At 38.5% G+C, this 2,093-nt stretch carries 1 pseudogene; it reads right to left on the bottom strand.

The features are described 5' to 3' along the window. Nucleotides 1–2,093 (bottom strand): annotated as a pseudogene (locus tag GN217_RS18475) (amino acid adenylation domain-containing protein); the annotation flags it as partial.

Below are 2,093 nucleotides of genomic sequence, written 5' to 3' on the forward strand. Positions count from 1 at the left end.
GGATAAATCATTAAACAGTACTCCCATAGACACCCCATCCGATATGATGTGATGCATATCTATCAACAGTAGATGCTTTTCATTCCCTAACTGAATCAATTCCGCACGGAATAACGGGTTCTTCTCTAAATTGAATGGCTGAATAAATTCCTGCATCTTCTCCTGAATATCTTCTTCTAAAGCTTGGTTTACCTCCAATGTAAAGTTCATTTCTTCATGAACTATTTGAACCGGCTCCCCATGAACTACTTCAAAAGAAGTCCGAAGGGGTCATGACGCTCTATAAGTTTCTGGATTGCGCGCTCCAAACGCTGATGCTCCAAGGAACCTTCCAAGAAAAACGCACCTGGCATATTATAATGTGTAACGCTTAAATCCATCTGTTGGAGCACGTATATTCTTTTTTGTGCAGAAGACAATGGATAATATGAACGTTCCGGAATTGGTTCAATTGATTGACTTTCTACACGTTCTTGATTTTGCAAGGAACGAGCCAGTTGTTGTACAGTTGGGTATTCAAAGATAACTCGTACAGGAATTTCAATCTGTAACTCTTTATGGATATTGGATATTAATTGAATTGCTTTTAATGAATGCCCTCCCAAGTTAAAGAAGTTATCGGTAACCCCTATCCGTTCAACTTCTAATACTTCTTCCCATATCTCAACTAATTTCTTTTCCAATTCTGTCGTTGGTGCCACATATTCTTTTGACTGATTAGATATATCTGGCTTAGGTAATGCTTTTCGGTCTATTTTATCGTTTGAAGTCAATGGAATTGAATCCAATTCTTCAAAAAATGATGGAACCATGTAAGCGGGAAGCTTTTGACTTAAATAATCTCTAAGTTCTGCGCTTGGAACTGGTTCTTTAAAAACCACATAGGCACATAAAAATGTTTCACTTTCTCCTTCTTTCCAATCCATTACAGTCGTGTCTTTCACATTCGGATGTTCTAAAAGGGTGCTCTCAATCTCTCCTAACTCAATCCGATATCCTCGAATCTTAACCTGGTGGTCAATCCGGCCAAGAAACTCAATGTTTCCGTCTGGCAGATAACGGGCTAAATCGCCTGTTCGATACATTTTTTCTCCAGGAGAAAATGGATTTGGTACAAATTTTTCTTTCGTTAATTCAGAGCGGTTAAGATATCCTCTCGCTACGCTATCTCCACTAATATACATCTCGCCTGCAATTCCAATAGGTTGTAATTGCAAATCATCATTTAATATATAAATTTGTGTATTATAAACAGGTTTTCCTATAGGTACCGAGGATATATGTTCGTTTTGATTCGCTTCAACTTCAGTCCAAAGGGTCGATGTAACTGTCGTCTCAGTAGGCCCATATGCATTTATATATATATTCTTCCATTCTTTAGCCAAAGAAGGTGTACTAGCTGATCCCCCTACAATAATATTTCGAACAAAGCTGAATGAATTCTTATCCAGATGTTTTAGATACGTAGGAGGTAATATTAGAGCATTAACTCTTTGTTGAAGCACCAACCTTTCGAAAGCACCATAATTATAAATCGCATCTTCTGGCACTAGAATTAAAGTTGAACTGGTTAATAAAGCAGTCCATATTTCACCTACAGAAGTGTCAAATGTATAATTTGCGAACTGGGTGATCCTGTCTCCATTTTTTAGTTTAAAAGCTGTCTTGAAAGAATTAACTAAATTTGGAATCCCGATATGTTCGATCATCACCCCTTTAGGTTTTCCAGTTGTGCCAGAAGTATACATCACATAAGCTAAATTCCGTGATTGGTTTACAGGCGTCAAATTGGATTCATCCATTCCTTCAAAATCTATCTTTCTTACATCCAGACAATCGCCTTTCCACTGTTTTTCTTCCCACAGCTGTTCAATCACTTTTGTCTGACTTAGCACAATTTTAGAGCCACTGTCTTCAAGCATATAATCAATACGTTCAGCTGGATATGCAGGGTCGATTGGCAAATAAGCGCCACCCGCCTTTAATATCGCCAGCATCCCCACAATCATATCCAATGACCGTTCCATTAATAAGCCTACTCGGTCTTCTGAGGTTACTCCACGTTGTCTCAGAACACGCGCTAAGCGGTTTGC

It is taken from the genome of Oceanobacillus sp. AG, from assembly GCF_009746545.1.
In the GTDB taxonomy this organism is placed as follows: Bacteria; Bacillota; Bacilli; order Bacillales; family Amphibacillaceae; genus Oceanobacillus; species Oceanobacillus indicireducens.